Origin of the sequence: Psittacicella hinzii, from assembly GCF_003585935.1 — a bacterium.
GTDB lineage: Bacteria > Pseudomonadota > Gammaproteobacteria > Enterobacterales > Psittacicellaceae > Psittacicella > Psittacicella hinzii.
On sequence record NZ_NRJG01000020.1, the window covers coordinates 1 to 22,852 of the forward strand.

The following is a 22,852-nucleotide window of genomic DNA, read 5'->3' on the forward strand; positions in this document are numbered from 1 at the left end:
GGAGACAATGGAAAACACCACAGAACAGGAAGAAAAAGTTACTCCAACTTAATCCTAAGTTCAAAGGGAAAATACCATGGTCAGGATGCCGCAGATATAGGTTCTGTTCTAGTCTATTAAACTCAGCATTAACTAACGAAGCGTTAGCTAAAGCTGGTTTTACTTGGCTAAACCTAATTCATCGCGAATATCTTAACAAGAATTAGGGTAATAAGAAAAGCCCAGAGTACTAGGTCTCTGGACTTTGGACGTAACCGCCGTATACGGTCCCGTACGTACGGTAGTGTGAGAGGTCGCGATCCTAGGTATAACTATACAACCTAGGCCGGATCTACTCGATTGAGCACAAAAAAGTGCGACTGGTGACACAAATCTGACTATTAGTAATTTTTCTTGTATCTAAGTATGATATAGTGATCCATACAAGGAATAAGCTTTGATTTGTCTTGCCATCCTCAATTTGCTGAGCTTGGTAGCAAAGGCTGCAATCACAAATTTAAGTCAATTTTAAGTCGATTTTTTAGCAAGATAAGAGATCTTATCTTGCGACAAATGCTGTATTTATTATTGCGTTGTAGAACTAAAAGTAATCTTAAGCACAGGGAAAGAATTTATTAATGCTTTTTGCTCTATAGCTCCTTGTACCTAAGTGCTCTAAGCCCTATGTGAGCTTACTGCGTAAGTTAAATGTATAGAAGATCGCTAAACTTAGTCAGGTTTCAGAGTAACTTTTACTTAATCTTATCTAGGAAATAGGATTGAGCTTTTGACATTTCCCTGCATGTCCCAACCTGTGGTCAGAAGTAGCTATTACAAAGCTGGATTCAGAGTTAGCAAACTATGATATCCACTGTAATATAGCAAAGGAAAATTTCCTTTCTGGCTAGATCCTCTATCCAAAGCGGTGATTTCACCAAGAGAGACAATGCAATTAGAATCTTTTAAGATATTGCATATATCGGGTCACCATCTGCTACCAGAAGCACAATGTTTATTTGCTGGTATCGCTCCTTATAGCTGTTTACAAGCTGTATTAGAGCATGCTGCGCAAACTAGTGTCAAGCTAGATCTAACCTATGATGCCATTGTCTGTACAGGAGATATAGTACATGATGTAGTGTCATCGCATGATCATTTAGCAGATGCTTATGAGCTGTTTATTCAAGCTCTGAGATCGCAATATCCGCAAACACCTGTTTACCTTTGCCCCGGTAATCATGATCCGTTAGATTTATTTGCCCAACTTGTGCAACATGCACATTTTGAGCCAGCAAAATTAGTTGCGCAAGTAAATCAAGCAGTAGTTATTAATTTAAATCAGTATTGGAATCTGATATTACTCAATAGCCAATTACCAACCCAAGTGGGAGGGGAACTAACTCAAGAGCAATGTACATTCATCCAAGAGTTAGTAGTTTCCCAGCCCGATAAACATGTACTTTTAGCCTTACATCATAATCCTCTACCAACCGGCTGTGCTTGGTTAGATAGTTATGATTTTAAGGGAGTAGATAAGTTTTGGCAAAAGGTACAAGCCTTAGAGGCTATTAAAGGTATAGTGCATGGACATATTCATCAAGATATTATTAGTATGGTAGGCAATACTAAAGTTATGGCAGTACCAGCTACGTCTATTCAATTTAAACCGCATGCGGTAGATTTTGCCTTAGATGAATTAGCTCCAGGCTATCGGATTTTAAGTTTAGAAGCCAACGGAACTATTGAGCAGCAATTATATCGTCTCGATGTAGTTCCATCTGTAGAACCTATTACCGGTTATTAAAGATTAGATTTTAGGTAGATGCTTAGATATAGTTCTAAGGTTAAGATGAACCGGTAAAGGTAGTAAAAGTCGACAGCTTGCTGTCGACTTTGCCTTTAGTTAAAGTATTAGTTAAAGCTTTGATTACGAGTTTAAGGTTTTGAGCTGTGGCTTATACCTTTTGTAATGAGATCTACTTTATCTTGTAATTAAGCTAGCTTTATTCTAACTTGTATTTATAGCGATATATTTTTGCGCTATTTAGCCCACTTTCGCAAAAAAGATTTGTCTAAGTAGTTAAATTTTAAAAAATTCTTATGAATAAATTTGATGCCAATGATTTAGGAGCTCCAGAGGTTAATCCTAAAGCTCGTAAACCACGCAATTTTGACTTTGCCCAGCCGCAGGTAGATCATCACGTAGATCCTCTACGTAAACCTCGTTGGTGGCGCAGAATTTGTTGGTGGTTAAATTAGTTAGGTTATTGGTCCTGTTAAGTAAAATTAGCTTGAGCAGTTGAATTATGGCTATGTCAGCCATATATTTATCTTAGTTGGTAATTAACTGTATTTTCTTAGCGCTAATTATAGTAAAGATTGCAAAGTGCCGTTTGTTAGCCAGACGTGCTATAGGCTGCTATGCTATAATTAAACAGCACGGTAAAAAATTTACCGTTTCCTCAGATTTTTCTCTTACCTAAAACTAGGTAGTGCTAGTTTTATGGTTATTTGCTTATATAAAAATACAGTTTAAAAAGCGTTTTACGCTACCTTAAACCGCTAATTTTGGAAACCCTCATGGCTTTTAACAAATTAAAATTAGTTTCAGGCATCGCAATTGCTTTAGCATTAACTGCTTGTGCAAGTAAAGAGCAAACCGTAACTTACATTGCGGGTAACGAACAATCTTTATACCAAACGGTAGTGAGTGATTTAAATAAAAATAAATTCTCACATGCCAATAGCGTATTAACGCAATTATCATTACAATATCCGTTTGGTCAATACGCACAACAAGTAAGTGTGTTACAAGCATATACTGATTTTGCGCAAAAGAACTATGATTTAGCAACTGCGCAAATCAATAAATACTTTACAAGTTTCCCAAATAAAGTAGCTCCTTACGGTGACTACATGTTATTAATTCACGCTGAAAGTTCATTTAAAGCTAACCGTGGTTTCTTCCAAGAGTTATTTAACATGAACCAAGCGGATAACGATTTAACAGATATTGAAACAGGTTTAACTGACTTACGAGCTCTTTTAGATTTATATCCAACTTCTGTTTATAAAGAGTATGCGCAAAATCTTTTCAACTTCTATGCTGATAAAGTAGCGCAACACAACTTAAAAGTAGCACAACTTTACTTACGTTTTGATGATCCTGTGGCTGCATACAAACGTGCAAACACAGTATTAATTAACTTTGCTGATTCAGCTTATGCTGAACAAGCTTTAGAAGTATTAGGTAAAGCGGCTAGTACTTTAGGTTTAGAATACTCAGCTGAATATGAAGCAATTAAAGCTCGTTTAGCACAAGTTACCAAACGTCCATTAATTACGAAAGTACCTAGTCTTGCCTCTTATCGTCCAGCATTCTTAGATCAAGAGAGCAAATAAGAGCGAGCTAGTAATATTTACCTTTATCCTTGATAAAGAGTAATACGAAGGAATTCTCTTATTATGCGTCGATCTCTAGTTAGTTTAGGTTTAGCTGTTGCTTGTTTAGCAAGTCCGGTTTTAATGAATAGCGCTCAAGCTTTTAAAGTAAGCTTTGCCGGTGCTGCTAAACAAGAATTATTAACTTATTTACAAAATTACAATGCTTTTACAGCCAAATTCACACTTAAAGCAACTGATCCTAAAGGTAAAGTGCTAAATGAACAAAGCGGTGAATTACGTGCGCAAAAGCCAAGTAATTTATACTTACACCAAACTAGTCCAGTAGAAAACTACCTAGCGGTATATAACAACCAAATTACTTACTATGATCCGTTCGTAGAGCAAGTAACTATTTCGGCTTTAGATAAAAACAAACCTATGCCATTTTTATATTTATTAAATACTAAAAGTGAAGCTTGGGATAATGTAAGTGTACAAAAAGCTGATGGTTGTTACGACATTCAAGATTCTGCATTAAAACAAAGCTACAAATCTTTACGCGTTTGTTTAAATGATGGTAATTTAACTGAATTTAGCTATGTAGAAGCTAATGGTAATCAAGCAAGTTATAAATTTAGTAACTTTACAGTTACTAGTTTAGGTGCGGATTCATTTAAAGTTAATTACCCAGCTAATGCTAAAGTAACTCGTAAATAAATAAGCATAAAAATGGACCCCTCGTAATGAGGGGTCTATTTTTATGCTTGATAATTGTTAGTCACACCTAAACTATAATGGTGGGCTTGCGTACGATAACCCAAACGGGCATAATGTTGGGCTAGTTGTTCGGCAATATATACCGAACGGTGTTGTCCACCCGTACAACCAATCGAGACAATACAAAAACGGCGACTGGTAGTTTTATCAACCATATGTAACCAACCATCTAAGTAAGTAATAATGCGTTCGAGTTCGAGTTGAGGTTCAGGGTGTTGTAAAAAGAACTCTTGTACTGGTTTATCATTGCCGGTAAGTACAGCTAGTTTTTTATCCCAATAAGGATTAGGTAAGTGTCTTACGTCAAAGACAAAGTTCGAACTAGGTGGAGGTCCTTTTTTAAAGCCAAAGCTATTAAACAGGAGTTTAAAGCCTTGATGTTCATTATTGATTTCGCTTAATTGTAAGAAATCATTAATGCGACTAGCTAACTTGTGTACGTTTAAGTTGGTCGTATCTAACTGTAAGTCTGCACATTCGCGGATTACGGCGAGTAAACCATATTCACGTTCAATTGATTCTTCGAGACTTAAACCATCGGCACTCATTAAAGGGTGGGTGCGACGTGTATCAGCATAACGACTAATAATTACATTTGGATCACAATCTAAAAAGACGATGCTCGTGCGATATTTTTGGCGCAGAACTTGTAATTCTTGCTCAATATCTGCTGCAGAGGTAAAGGTTTTAAGATTACGGATATCTAAACTAATGGCTACTTTTTGCGTAGTATTATTTAGAGCATCTACAACTTGATCCAGTAATTTTACTGGAATATTGTCAATACAATAGTATCCTTGGTCTTCGAGCACCGAAAGCACGACTGATTTACCAGCTCCCGAGCGACCACTAATTACAATTAAATCCATATGTAACTCCGATCTTAATTTAGAGTTTTGTCGATAATGCCACCACCAAGACAGCGTTCGCCATAATAAAAGACAGCTGATTGTCCAGGAGTGATTGCCCATTGAGGCTCATTAAAAGTTACTTGTAACGTTTGCTCGTCTAAGTAAGTTAATTGACATGGCACATCTTGCGTACGGTAACGTACTTTACAAGTAATGCCTTCTTTTACGCGTCCAGTTTGTGAATCAATAAAGTCCATAAAGCTTAAGCTTGATACACATAATTGGGTAACGGTACAGCCTGTTGCATATAAAGCAGGATCTTTATCTGAATCTACAACATAAAGCGTATTAGTAGTTACGTTTTTTTGTGCTACGAACCAGCCAGCATCTTGATGACCTTTAATCCCACCGATGCCTAGACCTTTACGTTGTCCGATAGTGTAGTACATAGCACCCGAGTGTGTACCAATTACTTGTCCATCTGCTAAATTGCGGATCTCACCTTTTTTAGCTGGTAAGTATTGGGCTAAGAACTCTTGGAATTTACGTTCACCAATAAAACAGATCCCAGTAGAATCTTTTTTCTTAGCTGTTTTTAAGTTTAAGTGTTCAGCAATCAGACGTACTTGTGGTTTTTCGAGTTCGCCTACTGGAAAGAGCACTTTAGCTAAAACATCTTTAGAAAGAGTGTATAAGAAATAACTCTGATCTTTATTGTTATCTAAGCCACGTAAAAGCGTAGCATTGCCATCGGCATCAGCGCCACTACGAGTGTAGTGACCGGTAGCAATGTAGTCAGCGTCTAGATCTTCGAGAGCGTACTCTAAGAAGGCTTTAAACTTAATTTCTTTATTACAAAGAATATCTGGGTTAGGAGTGCGTCCGGCTGCATATTCTTGTAAGAAGTTTTCAAAAACTTTATCCCAGTATTCGGCTGAAAAGTTGATTTTGTGTAACTTAATGCCTAGAGCATCAGCTACAGCCTGCGCATCAGCTAAATCTGCGGCAGCAGTACAATATTCAGTACCATCATCTTCTTCCCAGTTTTTCATGAACACGCCTTCGACTTTATATCCTTGTAATTGCAGGATATAAGCCGAAACAGATGAATCCACACCACCAGACATGCCGACAATTACTTTAGTGTTGGCATTTTCTGGTTTGGCACTGGCTTTTAAATGGGCAATTAGTTCTTGCACGTTTGCGGTTTGCAATGTCATAAATAAACCATTTCTGTTAGCGATAAAATCTGTAGCAAAAAACAGGCAACTCTAAATGAGCTGCCTTTAAAAATCTTAATCCCGAGTGAATTTACCTTCACCTGTACGGTCAGCCACATATGCAGCTTGCAGATTAGCATCAACTTCAGGTAATTTATCAGTACCTTGGGCTTTACGTTGATCGAGTTGTTCTTTTGCCATACGTTCTTGTGCTTGTGAGCAAGGAGTTTTACATGAGCAAGCTTTAGCAATGCCTAGAGCATCTAAGCCGCCGCATGAGCCTTGAATTGGTTTACGTTTAAACATTACACCAATTGAAGCTCCAGCTACTACAAGTAGGAGAATGACAAAAGTCAGGATAAAAGTAATATACATACCACCTTGGCCTTAAGGCTTATAGCTTCTTCAGAGGAGGGATAAGAAGTTGAGCCTAGATTTTATCAGGGTTAATAAGAGATATGGAAGATTTAACTGAAGAATAAAATATGCAGTTAAATCTGTGACTATTATAAGCGATTTAGCTTAGGATTACTTAAAAATCGGCATAGACGAAAAGCCTGCAAGAAATTCTTGCAAGCTTTAGAGTGTAAATTAAGTGTAGCGATTAATACGCCTCTTAAGGGCTTTTACTAAATTGATCTACTAAGAGGATCTACTAAATGCATCTACTAAATGCATCTACTAAATGCATCTACTAAATACATCTGCTAAATACATCTGCTAAATACATCTGCTAAATACATCTATCGAATGTATTTAATAGTTAGTCTATTAACCAATTAGTAGCAAGGCAAAAGGTTAATTATTTTTTCGCGTTTAATTCAGCTTCTGTTAGTACAGCTTTACTAAAGGCTGAAGACTGACGCATTACAAATTTACCATCTTTAAATTGAATAGTAAAGATTGCTAAATTGTATTTTTCGGCAATTTCTAAAGCTTTATCCGCTCCCATTACGTATAAACCGGTAGATAAACCGTCAGCTGTCATACAGTCGTTAGCAATAACTGTTAGACTAACGGTATCGTGCGTAACTGAATGACCGGTAAATGGATCGATTTCATGGGTAATGCGTTTACCATTTACGTAGCGGAAGTTACGGTAGTGACCTGAAGTTGCCAGAGCTTTATTCTCAATACCAATAATGGTATTAACAGAGTTCGCCCCATCTTCACGCGGTTGGTCAATAGCTACTTGCCATGGACGATTTGATGGATTAACTCCTTTAGCAACAATTTCGCCCCCGATTTCTACGAGGTAGTTTTTACCGCCGTGCTCAGCAAGGTATTGTGCTGCTAGGTCAACGGCATAACCTTTAGCAATTGAAGAAAGGTCAATTTGTAATTTACCGTCGCTTTTAACTAAGGCAAAAGTCCCATCTTGGTGTTCGATTAGAGCTAACTTATCCATACCTACGTGAGTAAGTAATTCTTTTACTTGCTCATCAGTTAATGAATCGTTAGCTTTGCCTGGACCAAAGCCCCAAGCTTTTACTAAAGAGTAAACCGTTACATCTTCGTAACCTTCGGTCATTTCCCAAATTTCACGAGCTTTAGCGATTACGGTTGCAAAGTTACGCGATACTGGAAACTCAACGTTTGCCTTATCAAAATCATTAAATTGAGAAATTACTGATTTAGGATCATAGGTTGAGAACTCACTGTTAAATTGTTTAAAGAACTCAATTAAACCAGCTTGGATTTGTTCTGGTTTTTGATCCATTTCAGAAGGTAAGAAAGTAATGTGATATGACGTACCGAAGACATTACCAGAAATTTGCACAGCTGGAGTTTTAATGTCATCGGTGTTAGCAGCAGTTGTTGCTGCGGCTTTTTGATTATTTAAAGCTGCGGCAGCTGTATCTTCATTTTTATTAGGGAAGAAAGTTTGTTTAAGAATTAGGGCAATAATAAAGAAAATAATTACCCATATTAAACGTTTTTTTGTAGACATATTTGTTTCCAAAAAAGATAGCTCTAAGCATAATCACTAAAGATTAGCTCTAGGATAAAGAAAACTGGAGTTAACAAGATTAAAACTTCAGAAAATTTCGCTCTATTTTTACCTACTAGTATCTTTAATCTTGTAAATTTGCCCTTTATTATACTTAACTTAGTCTTAGCCACAAGGAAAAAGTGATACCACACTGTGATCTCTTTACCCAACGTGAGCTGTACCTTAAAGATGACATAAAAATCGCTTTCTTCTTCCTCTTCTTTCTCGTCTCCTTTCTCCTCTTCCTCCTCTTCTTCTTACTAACTTCTTGCTCGTTTTAGGTGTTTTCTGATCGTTTAGATCATAATCATCTAAATCAATTTGTGACTTAGTTGGCAAAAAGTAAGTTTTTGCGTAAAAAGTTGCATCTCTTTCCTTTTCTAATACTAAAATAGTATTTAAAGCAAAGACCTAAAAGTAATTAATCACTCATAAAAACATCTTACCTATTAATTCACTTGCAACTGTAGATATGAAAGTTGTTAGGCAAACGAAAGGTAGAGTAGAGAGTTAACTTGGTATATTTTTTACATGCTCCAAATATACTCTATTACTTTCTTACATTCTTACTTTTTCTAACACTCTCCAGTTTAATTTTTGTTGACAATAATCAGCTCTAAATTTTGAGTAAATTGTAGGGAAAAAGAGGAAATACTTTTACCACCTGTAGAATGGTTATAGTTCTCATGAGCTTAGTTCGTAACGGATCTTAGTTCATAATGAGCCTTAGCTAGTTTACGGGTTATATTTGTCTTGTTAGGTACTAGCTTTAAGTATTACCCTCTTCTGGGGTAAAGGCTTATTTTTAGTCACAGAATAAGGTATAATATAGACCGGTTTTTGAAATAAAAACTTTGTTGTAAAAGTGCAAAAGCTAGGAATTATTTCCATGAAATACGAACAAGATATAAAAGCCATTATTGCAGGTGTAGGTGGTAAAGAGAACATTATCTCTGTAGTACACTGTGCTACGCGCCTACGAATGGTATTAAAAAATCCAGATCTAGCTAACGAAAAAGAGCTAGATAAGATTGATCTAGTAAAAGGTACTTTTAATACTAAAGGTCAATTCCAAATTATTATCGGTGCAGGTACAGTAAATGTAGTTTGCGCTGAAATGCAAGAGATGCTCGGCTTAACTGAAAACAAAAACGCTGCAGCAGCTGACGACCAACAACCGAAAAACGTAGTTTTACGTGTTGTAAAAATTCTTTCTGATATTTTCGTGCCGATCATTCCAGCAATCGTTGCTGGGGGTCTTTTAATGGGACTTTATAATGTATTAACCGCTTCATTCTTTGCTGACGGTTCTTCATTATTATCTCGTTATCCAGGCATTGATGGCATTAGCCAAATGATTAACTCATTTGCCAATGCGCCATTTATTTTCTTACCTGTACTAATTGCGTTCTCTGCAAGCCGTATCTTTGGTGGTAACCCATTCTTAGGTGCTGCAATGGGGATGATCATGGTGCACCCAGATCTTCTAAACGCTTACGTATATGGTAGTACAGCAGCCGACCAAGTTCCTTACTGGGATATTTTTGGTTTCCACATTGATAAAGTTGGTTACCAAGGTACAGTATTACCAGTATTAGCCGTAACTTGGATTCTTGCGAAAATCGAAAATTTCCTACGTTCAATTACACCATCATGGTTAGATAACTTATCTACACCATTAATTGCGATTATTGTTACTTCAGCAATTACGTTTATTTTCGTAGGTCCGATTTTACGTGACGCAGGTGATTACTTAGCTGCAGGTTTATCTTGGATCTACTACAAGTTAAACTTTGTGGGTGGAGCAATCTTCGGTGGTCTATATGCACCAATCGTAATTACCGGTTTACACCAATCATTCGTAGCAATCGAAACCCAATTAATTGCTGCTAAAGCTGAAACTGGTGGTACGTTCATTTTCGTAACTGCTGCATGTTCAAACGTAGCACAAGGTGCTGCAACTCTAGCAGTATTACTAACTTCACGCAACCAAAAAGTTAAATCTTTATGTGCGTCAGCAGGTATTTCAGCCTTACTAGGTATTACTGAACCAGCAATGTTCGGGGTTAACTTAAAACTTAAATATCCGTTCATTGGTGCGATTACTGGTGCGGCTCTAGGTGCGGCATTTATGTCATTCACTAAAACTTTAGCAGTTGCTTTAGGTGCTGCTGGTTTAGTGGGCTTTGTGTCAGTTGTACCTGCTCACTGGGGTGATTACTTCATTGCTTTAGCAATTTCGATTGTGGTAGCATTCGTAGTTACTTTAGTTTTAGGTAAACGTGCTGAAGCTAAAGCAGCTCTTGAAGAACAAGAAGCTGCAAAAAAAGCACAAGAAAATAAAGATTTAAACACACAAGTGCGTTTTGAGAAAAAAATCGCAGTAGCGCAAGTTAAAGCTTTAGAAAAAGGTCAAGAATGTCAATTAGCTTCACCTATTAGCGGTAAAGTATTACCATTAGACCAAGGTTCAGATCCAGGCTTTGCTTCTGGTGCTATGGGACCGGGTATGGTAATCCAACCAAGCGAAGGTCGAGTTTACGCTCCAGTAAGCGGTAAAGTTGAAAGTCTTTTCCCATCAAAACACGCTTTAATCTTACAATTAGATAACGGTATTCAATTACTAATTCACTTTGGCATGGATACTGTAAGCTTAAATGGTCAAGGCTTTACAGCTCACGTCCAAACTGGTGACCGTTTTAACGCTGGTGATTTATTACTTGAAGCTGATCTTGAGTTCATTAAATCTCAAGGTTTATCTACAGAAACGCCAATTGTTATTACCAACTTCGAAGACGATGATGGTGAAGAACAATATGCAGTAGTAAATGTTCGTAGTGGTGATCTAGCCCACAATGAACCTGCATTAGTAGTAGCTGCTAAATAGTCAACCTAAAAGTTTAGGCTTAACTCTTAGACCAATGGTTAAGCGCTTGCCAAAAAGTAAGACTAGTTGCTATTGCTAATTTCTTCCTTTTTGCCTCACTTAGATGCAAGGTAGTAAGATACGCCTTATTCTTTGGCGCTCTCCGCAAGCGTAATGTCTAAGTAATTTAAACCTCTACTTTTACAACAAATTAAACCCAGAGATTCAGAATCTCTGGGTACTTTTTTGTCCGTAAGGCTTACTGTACGCACGCTCGGTATACTCCGTACTTATGCAAGCATACAAATTGCGAGTATTGCATATATTGCACGCACTGCACATATCGCAAGTAAGTACACATCTTAAGTACGTACGCGAACAGCACGCGAGCACTTTTACCACAATGGTATCATTTTAATACTAATTTGCTTTAATGCTATAATAGGCTAGAAAAAAATAGCAGGTATTTTTACCTGTACCACAATCAAACAATACTTAGGGATTTCTATGAACAAACAAGAATATTTAGATAAGTATCATACGTCTGAACAACAAGCAGTACGTCAAAACGTAGCTAATGATCCTTATCGTTTACAGTTTCACATTCAACCTGAATCAGGTTGGATGAACGATCCAAATGGTTTAAGTGTATTAAACGGTACTATTCATTGGTTCTACCAATACAATCCATTTAATCCTAAAGGTGGAGCTATTTTCTGGGGTCATGTTTCTACTAAAGATTACGTGAACTTTACGCATCATGCGCCTGCACTATATAACGATCATCCTGCCGACCGTGATGGGGTGTATTCAGGTTCAGCGTATATAGAGAATGGTACAGCTTACTATTTTTACACTGGTAATGTAAAACATCGTGATCAAGAATACGATTACATTACTGCTGGTCGTGAACAAAATACCATTCTCGTAACTTCTAAAGATGGTGTAACTTTTAGTGAGAAAGAAGTAGTATTGTGTAATGCTGACTATCCTGCAGATATGTCAAACCACGTGCGTGATCCAAAAGTTTGGAAACAAGATGGTCGTTACTACATGGTATTAGGTGCACGTACTTTAGAGTCTAAAGGTATGGTACTAATCTATGTATCAGATGACTTACATAACTGGTCATACCACATGCGTCTAGACGTAAATGGTACTTGTGGTTATATGATGGAATGTCCGGATCTATTTAATTTAGACGGTCAATGGTTCTTAATCTCTTGCCCACAAGGAATCGAAGCTAAAGGTTACGAATATAACAACGTATACCAATGTGGTTACCATACATTAGATATTGATCTGCAAGCAAAAACTTATCGTTTTACTTCGGACTTTATTGAAATTGATCGTGGTTTTGATTTTTACGCAGTTCAAACTTACGTAGATGATAGCAACCGTCGCATTTTAGTGGGTTGGTTTGGTTTACCAGATATTACTTATACAAACCCTACTTTAGCGCAAGGTTGGCAACACTGTTTATCAGTACCTCGTGAACTAAAAAATGTAAACGGTCGTTTACACTTATGTCCAATTAACGAGTTACAAGCTCTACGTCAAACTCCAGCTACTCAAGCTGTAGTGACAGATGAGCAATTACGTGCTGGCATTAACACTAAAGTATATGAACTAGACGTAGTACCAGCGGCTGGTGACATTACTCTGGCTTTACGTCGTGACGTAACTTTATCTTATAATGCACAAACGCAAGTGGCAACCTTAACTATGGGTAAATCAGGTTATGGTCGTGATGTGCGTCATGTAAAACTAGCTCAAGCATTAAGTCGTATTCACGTATATAGCGATACTTCGACTTTAGAAATCTTCTTAAATGATGGTGCTGAAGTATTTAATACGCGTGTATATGCTGAACCAGCTGATGAAGTTGTATCTTTAGTGCAAGGTAGTACAACTAAAGCTGAACTTTATGCCTTAGGTAGCTTAAAAGTAACTAATTTAGCTGGTCAAGCTTAGTTTGTATTTAGCAGGTTAAGTTTAGTTTGCAATTAGCTAGTCAAGCTTAGTTTATCTAAACGCACCAAGCTAAGTTAATTATTAGAAAACTTTTAAATAATTGAGATTGGAACAATCTTAACTAAGCTTGTGCTTAAATGGTTATAGACCACACCGCACAATTTAAATTGATAAAAAATTTCTTTTCCCTCCTAAATTAATTTTTAGGAGGGTTTTTGCGTCAAATAACCATATAAATAGTGTTGGTTTGGGTTTTGCTTCTAAGTCCTTGAAAATTAGCGCAACCGTGGAGACCTAGCTAGCAAAAATTACTCCTTTTTTATCACGTAAATCCTTTTGCAACAAAAAAAGTGTGACCGCTGACACAAATCGCAAAGGATATAAAGATTTTTTCATTAAATAGGAGTAATATAAAAGTATAAATAAGGCAAGACCTACATATAATTAGCAATTAAAATTTAGGTTAGCGCCTTACACTAAGCGGATTTAGATTTTAAGGAGGACTTATGTTCCTTATTGATGTTGTGTTAAAAGCCTTAATGCATATTAGTATTTCTTTATGTATTATCTTTGTTTTCGTGATCCTACCTTTATACTTATTAAGTCGTAAAGTGAAATTAGTACGTCGTTATCGTCGTATTAAACGTGTAAACGAAACAGTAAAAGCTACTCCGGTTTCTCCTGTTGAAGCTATTATTTCAACAAATAAAGGTAAATCAGCAGCTTAATTACAGCATAAAATCTGATTAATTGTCTTGCTTAAGCAAACGGCACTAACTAGTCGCGTTCACGGCAAGTTAGTGCCGTTTGTCGTGTGAGCTTAAGTTTGCCACCAAGCAACAGTAATTTTGAATGACATTAACTTTAAGTTACTGAAGTTTTAACACAAGCTTTAAGTAACCAAAACTTTAAGTCATCGAAACTTAAAGTAACTTGCTTGGTAACAATCGCTTTCCTTTTCACTTCCCTCGCACTTTATTGGAGTCCATAATGAAGAAATTAGCTCTTAAATCTTTGGCAACTTTTAGTTTACTAGCTTTAGCTGGTACTGCTTTAGCAAACCAATATCCAAATCTTCCTAGCCCAGTTGCTCAAGGTGGCGGTGCTTTAATTGGAGATACGGCTTATGTTGGTTTAGGTTCGGCAGGTAAAAAATTCTTTGCCTTAGACCTTAAAGCAGCAACCCCTACGTGGCGTGAGTTAGCTGAATTCCCTGGTGAAGCTCGTGTACAGCCTGTAGTGGTAGCGGTAAACGGTAAAATTTATGTCTTTGGTGGTTTGGCTAAAGTTAATGGCGTAAATACTTCGGTAAATGACGCTTATGTTTATGATCCAGCAACTAATAAATGGTCGACACTTAACACACGTTCACCACTAGGTTTAGTAGGGGCTGCAGGTGTAAACTACAAAGATAAAATTTATGTTGTAGGTGGTACGAACTTTGAAATCTTTAATGGCTTTTTCAAAGATCACACCGCAGCTAAAGATGACGCAGCTAAAACAGCTATTGCTAATGCCTATTTTGATTTAAGAGCAGAAGATTACTTCTTTAATAACGTACTCTTTAGTTACAACCCAGCGACCAATAAATGGGCTAACGAAGGTAGTATGGAAATGCGTGGACGTGCAGGGGCAGGTGTTGCCGTTTATGACAACAAACTATACGTAGTAAGTGGGGAAATTAAACCTGGTCTACGTACAGATAAAGCTTCTGTAGGTAAGTTTGAACGTAATGGTGAAGTAGATTGGGAATCAATTAAAGATTTACCTGCTAACCCAGGTGAAAAAGTACAAGACGGCGTAGCTGGTAGCTACACTGCCTTTGTAGGTAAAACTCTATTTGTTGCCGGTGGGGCAAACTTCCCTGGTGCTCACGATGCTTATAAAGCAGGTAAATTATATGCACACCAAGGTCTGAAAAAAGTTTACCAAAAAGCATCCTTTGTCCTCAATGATGGTAAATGGAGTTTTGCAGGTGACTTACCTCTAGGTTCGGGTTATGGTGTAACTTTATCCTATGGTAATCAAGCTTTAATTTTTGGTGGTGAAACCGATGGTGGTAAAGGTTTAGCTGAAGTATGGGTTGTAACCTATGATCCAGCAACGAACAAAGTTTCATTTAAATAAAGTGAAGAATCTACAAAACAAGTAAATTACAAGTGGTAATTTAATAAAAAATTTACGTAGTTTACTTACACCTTCTTCCTTAAGATAGTAATCCTTTATGGGTTACACTATTGACTAGATTAGTTTTCCGGGTCGTATGACTCGGAAAACTGTATTTCCAAGCTAGGAAAAATAAAGAACTAAAAAGCAAATAAGCAGCTAGATTTAATGTTTTAGCCTCTAAAACGACAATCATAGATAAAAATTTTAGCAATTTTTATCCCGAAAAATTACAAGTTTAAGGCTTGGAAGCTAATTTTTTTACTAAAAAATGCTTTTAAGTTATTGCGCAGACTTTAAATTGCTGTTAGGATATAAGTAGAAGATTATAATTTTTAATTATAAAAAGGAACGAGATAAAGAATAGTTTCTTTATCCGCATTAAGATAAATATAAAAGAAGTATTAACTTCGTGTTGATTAAGGACGCAGTATGAAAAATTTCACTAAAGTTGCTTTAGCCCTTGTATTAGCAGCTGCAACCGGCAGCTTCACGGCAACCTCTGCATTTGCGGCAGATATTCCAGCAGGCACTAAACTTGCAGAAAAACAAGAATTAAACTATAACTATGGTAACTCTCCAGATACCATTGACCCAACTTTAAGTGTATATTCAGATTCATTCTCAGTTTTAAGAATGTTATTCGATACACTTGTACGTCAAGACAGCCATGGTAACTATATCCCTTGGGCTGCGGAAAAATGGGAAACTTCAAGCGACGGTTTAACTTGGACATTCTACTTACGTAAAAATGCTAAATGGACAGATGGTAAACCTGTAACCGCTAAAGATTTCGTATATTCTTGGCAACGTTTAACTGACCCTAAAACTGGTGCTGGCTATGCTGACTACTTAGCAACGGCAAACGTGAAAAACGCAGCGGAAATTAACGCAGGCAAGAAAAAACCTTCTGAATTAGGTGTTGAAGCAAAAGATGACTACACTTTAGTAGTACACTTAACAACACCAACTCCATGGTTATCACAAATGACAACCTTATCGGTGTTATCACCATTACGTGAAGACGTAATTAAGAAACACGGTGAAAAATGGACATCTGTAGAGAACATTGTTACTACTGGTCCGTTCAAAATCGTAACTAACCGTCTAAATGATACTATGGACTTTGTAAAATGGGACGGTCACTGGGATGCTAAAAACACTGTGATCACTAAAGTACACTTCGACTTTATTAACAACCCATTAACCAGTTACTATAAATACTTACAAGGTGAATACCCAACAACAGGTATCCCTGTACAATTTAAAAAACAAGTATTAGCTGAACGTAAAGATGAACTAGTAACGATTAATCCTTTAAGTACAACTTACTTAAAATTTAATAACAAACGTTTATCAGATGCTCGTGTACGTAAAGCTTTAACTTTACTTGTTGACCGTAAATTCTTTATCGAGAAAATCTTAGGCTTCGGGGTAGCAACAAGTACCGTAACTCCTCCAGGCATTAAAGATGGTCAAGACATCAAACAAGCAGCATGGTTGGAAAGAGACTTTAAAGCAAACGTAGAAGAAGCTCTTTCATTATTAAAAGCTGCTGGTTACAGTAAAGAAAAACCATTAACTGTTACTTTATTAAGTAGTTCGGGTGCAGATAAGAAAACTTTCGTTGCTTTATCAGGTCTTTGGGAACAAAACACTGGTGGTGTAGTAATCCTGAAAAACGAAGTAGTTGAAAGTAAAACATGGCAAAGCCGTGTATCTACCGAACGTAACTATGATTTAACGATTGGTGGTTGGAATGCAGACTACGACCAAGTGTCAACTTTCTACAACATCTTTACTTGTGACTCACCAATCAACGATGTACAATACTGTAATCCAGAGTTCGATAAATTAGTGAAAACTGCTGCAGCTGAGCAAGACGGTGCAAAACGTGCTCAACTTTACGCTAAAGCTAATTTAATCTTAGAAAAAGATTTACCAGTAGGTCCATTATGGAATCCAACAACTTTAGCTCTTAAATCTCCAGCGTTACAAGGTTATAATCCAAATAACGACGTTCGTTACTTCTACGATTACTACTTCATCGCTGGTAAAAAAGCTAAAGGTGCAAAATAGTTTTTAAAGTTATTACTTTAAATTAACCTTAAGTATATAAATATTATTAGACAACAAGTGAGCCTTATTCTAGTATCCCTAGAATAAGGCTTTTTTTGGGGGCATAAAAAAACTCTGTGCGTAAGCACAGAGTTAAAGGAGTAATCATTTAAATGTATTGTTTCAATGTAATAAACAAAAGATTCCCTATCATATCAACATTGATAGGAAGGTAACTTAACGTTTAGTTATTTTGCGTTAAGTCATCTGGTAAAGCAACTTTTAATTGCAGTTTTTCTAAAAGTTGCGCAATCTGTTGTTGCGTAATTACTGCCGGAGCTTGAATAATATACGAACCTAAATTGTAAGTAATTAAGGAGATATTTTCTTCATCGTGATTAGTATTGATCAGAATATTACTTACATAAGGTGAGCGGTATAGGGTTGCGACAATCGCACGCTCTGGAGTTTTAATTACGGCGAAATCTTGGTGTCCGTAGAAATTATACCCATACGGATCATTGTATTCTTGCCATGGCATATCAAACTCGCGTTGCGGAGGGATGCCATAATTTTTCGGAAATGAAGCCGCTGTTGCTGCTTGAGCACTCAAACTTGCTAAACCTGCAGCTACAAATAGCAGATTTAAAAGCATTTTTTTCATGCTAATGTCCTTAAGTCGTATGACTTAATGATGTTTGTTCGTTGTTTTTTGTGACTTTATTATATATTATTTTGCCTTTTTGTGCAAAAACTAATAAAAAAACCTACAACCGTAGTCGTAGGTTTCAAACTTTTAGGAGTCGTAAAAATATTTATTAAGAAATGTTACTTGTATTAGTGTCCAGCTGCCATGCCAGCCCCTGCGCTACTGTTAATGCCCCAAACCGCACGATAGAATAATGAGCATAAACCACTAAGCGCAATTGCCGCTCCAGTGATTAAGAGCATAGTAGTTCCTTCGTGACGATCTGATTTAATAATAAAGTCACAGTGACTAATTACTAAACCTGGTACAAGTAACATAATTGCTTGCATTAAGCTCGAAGCTGTACCTGTAATATGTGGATAACGAGTTAAGTACACCATCATAATACTTGAACTAATCATACCGCTAAAGAAAGTATTCGAACACATAGCGGCTGTAATAGTATACTCGTTTTTAACTGTATATATTACCAGAATATTTAAAGCTACGGCTAAAACTTGTCCGGCAGCAGCAACTGTCCAGATAGTTTGTAAGTTAACGCCTTTTTTAATTAAGTGTTGACTTACATACATCCCTAAAGAGAGGAATACGATTAACATAGCTAGGAAATACGAAGAATTAGTACTACTTACCTTATAGTCAATCATTAATACTGCAGGGAGTAAAGTTGGATAAGCAAAACTCGCTAACTCAAAGGTAGTAAAAGCAAGAATTAAGACTACTGAACGTGGATCTTTTAAAATCGCACCGTAGTTTTTAAGGATACGAATGGTATTTAGTGATTGACGTTTCTCTGGATCTAAAGTTTCAGGGATCTTAATTAAGAATACGGCTGCACTAAAGAGAATGAGAAGTGAAATAAAGTAATAGATTCCTTTCCAAGGCATGATTAGAAGTAACCAACCACCAATCATTGGCGCTAAGGCTGGACCAAAGAAGAAAATACTCATTAAGTAAGAGTTATAAATAACAAAGTCTTTAGGTGAGTAAGCATCTTTGAGCACAATAGAAGGAATACTACCAATACCAGAAAAGACAATCCCTTGTAAAACTCGTACAGTTAAGAGTGCGGTGTAGTTAGCAGTAAACTGTAGAATACCATTAAGAATTAAGCCCAGAACTACTAAAAGCATAATAATGCTTTTCCGTCCAAAGCGGTCAATGCACGGACCCCAAATTAATTGTCCGATGCCCAGACCAATAGCAAAGTAAGGGATAATCGCTTGGATCTGTTCTACCGAAGCATTAAAGTAAGTTGAAAGGTCTAATAAAGCAGGAATAACCGCGTCATTAACTAACGATGCATTCATCGCTAATAGACCTAAAGTGAAAATTAAAAGGATCTTATTAGGAAGTTTTTTCTGTAAGGCTTGTTGGTGAGGAGTTATAGCGTCAAAGCCTACATAAGTTGATCCGGCTTTACCAATTAAAGTGTCATTTTTACTTTGTGACATAAAAAATTTCAAATTAAAGGTGACCCATAAAGGGAGGAGGGCAAGAACTACATATTCCTTAGTTAAGGAAACCTAAACTATTTAAAGGTAAAGATAGGCGCATATGTAGAGTTTATTCAACTTTAGACGCCCCAGGATCTAAAGTAAGCTACAAGAATGGCAACAGATCTTAAGATTATTATTTAGCAGATCCTGCCTTAATAGCTCGTAGATTATAGCGATATTTACGTAAATGTCAAAGGGTAAATGAAGATTTTTCATCAGTTTAAGTTGTGATATCTTCACAAATATGCGAAAGCTCCAGAAGTTAAGGCTTGTATTTTTATTGTTTTTTAGTTTGCCATAATGGATTATCTGGTTAATAACCATAATTTTATTTACGGGAATTAAGTAAATCCTACAAGACTGTATGTATGGTTGCGGGTTGTCTGCAAAACTTTAAAACTCATACTTAAATCTGACACTTAGATCTAGTACCTAAGTCTAGCACTTAAACAAGTGCCTAAATCTCGCACCTAAATCTAACACTTAAACAAGTACCCAATCTAATGCTCAATCATCCCCATCAATTTAGCAGCTAAAACTAAAATCAATACTCCATATTCCTCAAACGCTAAATTTTTTCGACAGAAAAAGCACCTCCGAAGAGGTGCTTTACCACTTAAGACATAATGCCTTAAAGTAATAACCATTAATTAAGGAGCAGATGGCGATGTTGCTGGTTCAGCTGGACTAGCAGGGGTTGCTGGTGCAGCAGGTGCAGCTGGAGCTTGCTCATTGGTTGCTGGAGTGGTTTCTGTTGGCGCAGCTGGTTGAGCAGGTTGCTCTGGCGTAGCTGGTACAGTTGCTGGTAAGCTAACAGGATTACTTGGTAAAGCATTCGCTGGTACTTGTACTCCAGTTTGTGGTTTTAAATTAGTATTTGAAATGCCGTTATTGAATAAGAATTGATAGAAACTATCTTTCTCTGGATTCACTAAAAGCACGCTATTGTTTTGCGCTAAACTTGTTTTATATGCTTCCATATTTTTTAGGAAAGTAAATAATTCATAGTTTTGCGTATAAGTTTGGTTGTAAATAGCGTTAGCTTGAGCATCAGCAGTTGCGCGGATTTTTGCAGCTTCTAATTGTGCTTCAGAAAGGATTACGGTAATGTTACGGTCAGTTTCGGCACGCATAATTTGTGCTTGCTCTTGACCTTGAGCACGGTGTTCACCTGCTACAGCTTGACGTTCAGCACGCATACGTTGGTAAATTGAATCTGCGACTTCAGTAGGTAATTCAATTTTCACTACACGTACGTCAATTACTTGAATCCCGAAGTTTAACGCACCGTCTTCAGCTTTGTTTACAGCATCAAGCGCTTGGCTCATCAGTTCAGAACGTGAACCTGATACGATATCAGAAATAGTTTGGCTACCTACTTCAGAACGTAAACGGTCATTAATTTTACGACGTAATAAGTCATTAGCACGGGTAAATTGACCACCAGTTGAAGTATAGAATTTACCAAAATCTACAACTTTCCATTTTACGTATGACTCGATTAATACGTCTTTTTTCTCAACAGTTAAGAAACGGTCAGATGTATCATCAAGCGTTTGTAAACGAGCATCAATATTTACTACGCTATCAATAAATGGTGGTTTAAAGTGAATACCTGGTTGAATTACTACCACGTTGTTGTTACTGTCACGCACTACTTTATTAAAACGTAATTTAATAGCACGAGTTCCTTCTTGCACGAAGTAAACCGAGTTTAGTAAGAGCACCACAACAATAATTAGTGCCACACCTAAAGCAAGAAGTTTATTGTGATTATTATTGTTTGTTGACATTAGTTACTACCTCTGGTGTTAAAACGGCTAGGAGCGGTACGAGAACCATCACGAGTTACTGGACTGCGGTTATCAGTGGCAGCTGGAGTAGTCGTGGTTGGAGTAGTCGTAGTTGGGGCATAACTTGGTGTAGGAGTTGTTGGTTGTGCTTGATTTGGATCTTGCAGTAATGAACCATCACCTTGTTTTACCTGTGTAGGAGCTTTGCCCGTAGATAAAAGTTTATCTAAAGGTAAGAAAGTAATCGCATTGTTATCTTGCATAATAACTTTAGGCGTATTACCGTATAGCTCTGCCATTGCTTCTAGGTAGTATCTTTGTTTAAATACTGACGGATTAGCCAAGAATTGTGGTAAGAGGTTATTGTACTCAGCAGCATCGGCATTAGCTTTAGCGATAATGCTTGCAGCATAACCTTGTGCTTGAGCAATAATTTGTCTTGCTTGACCACGTGCAATAGGTTCACGTGAACGTTGGTAAGCTTCAGCTTCACGAATATAGCGTTGCTCGTCTTCTTGCGCTTTAATCGCATCGTCAAAAGACTCTTTAACTTCTTCAGGTGGACGCGCTGATTGGAAGTTTACGTCCACAATACCGATGCCTACGTTATAGCTCTCAAGAGTTTTTAAGAGCATTTGACGTGTATTCTCTCTCACAATAGAACGACCAGTTGTAATTACGTCGTCCATTTTCATGTGACCCACCACAAAACGTAATGAAGCTTCGGTTGCTTCACGTAATGTAGTTTCTGGAGCGTCTACCATGTAAAGGTAGTTGTATGGATCGTCAACACGATATTGTACGGTTAAAGTAACATTAACTACGTTTTCGTCTTGAGTTAACATAGTTCCCTCAATACGTAATTGTCCAACTTGTTGCACGTTAACTTTAGTTACTTTATCAATAACCGGTACACGCCAGTTTAGACCTGGCATTTTTGTAGCGTAGTAAGCACCAAAACGTTTTACTACCCCACGTTCAGATTCGTTTACGGTGTAAAAACCTGTTGCTAAAAAGCCTAAAAGCACAACTCCTAAACCTAGAGTTTTAATTGCTTTTGAGCCTTTACCGAAGTTAAATTTAACATTAGAAAAATCAGGCATAGTAAATGATGATTTCTTTTGTTGTTTGTTGTTTGATGATTGGTCAGGTTCAGCTGAAGTGCGAGTAGTCTGCTTGTCTGTTGCGCTATTTTCGTTTTTAGGGGTACGAGGAATAGTTTTAGACTTTTCCTTTTCTGTCTCATCTTCAGATTTATCTTCTGTCTTACCGCTCATTTCACGATATTTTCTAAAGCGCTCTTCTAAATCGCGGCTTAGATCTTCTCTATCGTAATCGCGTTGGTCTTTTTCACTCATGCGTTAGAACCTTATAGTTAAGTCTTTACCAAAGTAAAGAAAAGTAAAAATAGTAAGAAAAACAATTTATTTGCTAATCTCTCATTAGTAGAAATTGTTAGTCTTGCGTATGAGGAAGTGACTCTGAAGTCAGTAAGGTAGTAACTCTTAGATAAACTAATTGTTAGCTTAGATTAAGTTGATTTTTCATTTTCTTAGAGTCGATTGAAAATAAAAAGCGTTTAA

Annotated in this window: 16 protein-coding genes and 2 pseudogenes; 10 read left to right on the forward strand and 8 right to left on the reverse strand. The window is 37.0% G+C overall.

Annotated features, from left to right (window positions below):
- Positions 1-925 precede the first annotated feature (925 nt).
- The 4 genes from CKF58_RS01145 to CKF58_RS01155 all read left to right on the forward strand — a co-directional run bounded on the left by CKF58_RS01145 (position 926) and on the right by CKF58_RS01155 (position 4,080).
- Positions 926-1,783, forward strand: a complete 858-nt coding sequence (locus CKF58_RS01145; RefSeq protein ID WP_119530155.1) for a metallophosphoesterase — start codon at positions 926-928, stop codon at positions 1,781-1,783.
- 296 nt (positions 1,784-2,079) lie between these two features.
- A complete protein-coding gene (locus CKF58_RS08340) occupies positions 2,080-2,238 on the forward strand; it encodes a hypothetical protein (RefSeq protein WP_222987642.1) in 159 nt (52 codons plus the stop codon).
- A 321-nt stretch (positions 2,239-2,559) separates the two neighbouring features.
- Positions 2,560-3,381: an outer membrane protein assembly factor BamD gene (locus CKF58_RS01150; protein WP_119530156.1), complete on the forward strand. Its 822-nt coding sequence runs from the start codon at positions 2,560-2,562 to the stop codon at positions 3,379-3,381.
- A 63-nt stretch (positions 3,382-3,444) separates the two neighbouring features.
- On the forward strand, positions 3,445-4,080 hold the full coding sequence (locus tag CKF58_RS01155; protein WP_119530157.1) for an outer-membrane lipoprotein carrier protein LolA: 636 nt from the start codon (positions 3,445-3,447) through the stop codon (positions 4,078-4,080).
- Between the two features lie 41 nt (positions 4,081-4,121).
- Here CKF58_RS01155 and rapZ read toward each other — a convergent pair whose 3' ends face one another.
- The 4 genes from rapZ to CKF58_RS01175 all read right to left on the reverse strand — a co-directional run bounded on the left by rapZ (position 4,122) and on the right by CKF58_RS01175 (position 8,162).
- Entirely contained in the window at positions 4,122-5,009 is an 888-nt protein-coding gene (gene rapZ, locus CKF58_RS01160) for an RNase adapter RapZ (protein WP_222987643.1), read from the reverse strand.
- Between the two features lie 14 nt (positions 5,010-5,023).
- Entirely contained in the window at positions 5,024-6,211 is a 1,188-nt protein-coding gene (gene mnmA / locus CKF58_RS01165; RefSeq protein WP_119530159.1) for a tRNA 2-thiouridine(34) synthase MnmA, read from the reverse strand.
- A 75-nt stretch (positions 6,212-6,286) separates the two neighbouring features.
- Positions 6,287-6,586: a (Na+)-NQR maturation NqrM gene (gene nqrM / locus CKF58_RS01170; RefSeq protein WP_119530160.1), complete on the reverse strand. Its 300-nt coding sequence runs from the start codon at positions 6,584-6,586 to the stop codon at positions 6,287-6,289.
- A 427-nt stretch (positions 6,587-7,013) separates the two neighbouring features.
- Positions 7,014-8,162: an FAD:protein FMN transferase gene (locus tag CKF58_RS01175; RefSeq protein ID WP_119530161.1), complete on the reverse strand. Its 1,149-nt coding sequence runs from the start codon at positions 8,160-8,162 to the stop codon at positions 7,014-7,016.
- A gap of 931 nt (positions 8,163-9,093) precedes the next feature.
- Between CKF58_RS01175 and CKF58_RS01185 the strand changes: the two are divergent.
- The 6 genes and pseudogenes from CKF58_RS01185 to CKF58_RS01205 all read left to right on the forward strand — a co-directional run.
- Positions 9,094-10,503 (forward strand): annotated as a pseudogene (locus CKF58_RS01185) (sucrose-specific PTS transporter subunit IIBC); the annotation flags it as partial.
- Between the two features lie 60 nt (positions 10,504-10,563).
- Positions 10,564-11,091 (forward strand): PTS sugar transporter subunit IIA, encoded by a 528-nt coding sequence (locus CKF58_RS08525; RefSeq protein ID WP_245959220.1) that lies wholly within the window; start codon positions 10,564-10,566, stop codon positions 11,089-11,091.
- 486 nt (positions 11,092-11,577) lie between these two features.
- Positions 11,578-13,044, forward strand: coding sequence for a glycoside hydrolase family 32 protein (locus tag CKF58_RS01190; RefSeq protein ID WP_119530164.1), 1,467 nt, complete (start codon positions 11,578-11,580; stop codon positions 13,042-13,044).
- A gap of 506 nt (positions 13,045-13,550) precedes the next feature.
- Positions 13,551-13,772, forward strand: a complete 222-nt coding sequence (locus CKF58_RS01195; RefSeq protein WP_119530165.1) for a hypothetical protein — start codon at positions 13,551-13,553, stop codon at positions 13,770-13,772.
- A gap of 262 nt (positions 13,773-14,034) precedes the next feature.
- The gene (locus CKF58_RS01200; protein ID WP_119530166.1) at positions 14,035-15,171 is read left to right on the forward strand and encodes an N-acetylneuraminate epimerase; all 1,137 of its coding nucleotides are present in this window, start codon (positions 14,035-14,037) and stop codon (positions 15,169-15,171) included.
- A gap of 471 nt (positions 15,172-15,642) precedes the next feature.
- Positions 15,643-17,289 carry a peptide ABC transporter substrate-binding protein gene (locus CKF58_RS01205; RefSeq protein WP_119530167.1) on the forward strand — a complete coding sequence of 549 codons (1,647 nt, stop codon included), beginning with the start codon at positions 15,643-15,645 and terminating at the stop codon, positions 17,287-17,289.
- Positions 17,290-17,512: 223 nt separating this feature from the next.
- Here the strand turns inward: CKF58_RS01205 and CKF58_RS01210 are convergent, their stop codons facing one another.
- The 4 genes and pseudogenes from CKF58_RS01210 to hflK form a co-directional block, all read right to left on the reverse strand.
- Complete coding sequence (locus tag CKF58_RS01210) at positions 17,513-17,932, reverse strand: hypothetical protein (RefSeq protein ID WP_119530168.1); 420 nt, start codon at positions 17,930-17,932, stop codon at positions 17,513-17,515.
- Between the two features lie 173 nt (positions 17,933-18,105).
- Positions 18,106-19,431, reverse strand: a complete 1,326-nt coding sequence (locus tag CKF58_RS01215) for an MFS transporter (protein WP_119530169.1) — start codon at positions 19,429-19,431, stop codon at positions 18,106-18,108.
- 941 nt (positions 19,432-20,372) lie between these two features.
- Positions 20,373-21,269: pseudogene (gene hflC, locus CKF58_RS01220) on the reverse strand (protease modulator HflC); the annotation flags it as partial.
- The gene (hflK, locus tag CKF58_RS01225; protein ID WP_119530170.1) at positions 21,269-22,627 is read right to left on the reverse strand and encodes an FtsH protease activity modulator HflK; all 1,359 of its coding nucleotides are present in this window, start codon (positions 22,625-22,627) and stop codon (positions 21,269-21,271) included. The gene hflK and the pseudogene hflC, both read right to left, overlap by 1 nt.
- Positions 22,628-22,852: the final 225 nt, after the last annotated feature.

Coding starts and splice junctions, on each gene's coding strand:
- CKF58_RS01155 (WP_119530157.1), top strand. CDS start 3,445: ATGCGTCGATCTCTAGTTAGTTTAGGTTTAGCTGTTGCTTGTTTAGCA.
- nqrM (WP_119530160.1), bottom strand. CDS start 6,586: ATGTATATTACTTTTATCCTGACTTTTGTCATTCTCCTACTTGTAGTA.
- CKF58_RS01200 (WP_119530166.1), top strand. CDS start 14,035: ATGAAGAAATTAGCTCTTAAATCTTTGGCAACTTTTAGTTTACTAGCT.
- CKF58_RS08340 (WP_222987642.1), top strand. CDS start 2,080: ATGAATAAATTTGATGCCAATGATTTAGGAGCTCCAGAGGTTAATCCT.
- CKF58_RS01215 (WP_119530169.1), bottom strand. CDS start 19,431: ATGTCACAAAGTAAAAATGACACTTTAATTGGTAAAGCCGGATCAACT.
- CKF58_RS01145 (WP_119530155.1), top strand. CDS start 926: ATGCAATTAGAATCTTTTAAGATATTGCATATATCGGGTCACCATCTG.
- rapZ (WP_222987643.1), bottom strand. CDS start 5,009: ATGGATTTAATTGTAATTAGTGGTCGCTCGGGAGCTGGTAAATCAGTC.
- hflK (WP_119530170.1), bottom strand. CDS start 22,627: ATGAGTGAAAAAGACCAACGCGATTACGATAGAGAAGATCTAAGCCGC.
- CKF58_RS01175 (WP_119530161.1), bottom strand. CDS start 8,162: ATGTCTACAAAAAAACGTTTAATATGGGTAATTATTTTCTTTATTATT.
- CKF58_RS01210 (WP_119530168.1), bottom strand. CDS start 17,932: ATGAAAAAAATGCTTTTAAATCTGCTATTTGTAGCTGCAGGTTTAGCA.
- CKF58_RS01195 (WP_119530165.1), top strand. CDS start 13,551: ATGTTCCTTATTGATGTTGTGTTAAAAGCCTTAATGCATATTAGTATT.
- mnmA (WP_119530159.1), bottom strand. CDS start 6,211: ATGACATTGCAAACCGCAAACGTGCAAGAACTAATTGCCCATTTAAAA.
- CKF58_RS01150 (WP_119530156.1), top strand. CDS start 2,560: ATGGCTTTTAACAAATTAAAATTAGTTTCAGGCATCGCAATTGCTTTA.
- CKF58_RS01190 (WP_119530164.1), top strand. CDS start 11,578: ATGAACAAACAAGAATATTTAGATAAGTATCATACGTCTGAACAACAA.
- CKF58_RS01205 (WP_119530167.1), top strand. CDS start 15,643: ATGAAAAATTTCACTAAAGTTGCTTTAGCCCTTGTATTAGCAGCTGCA.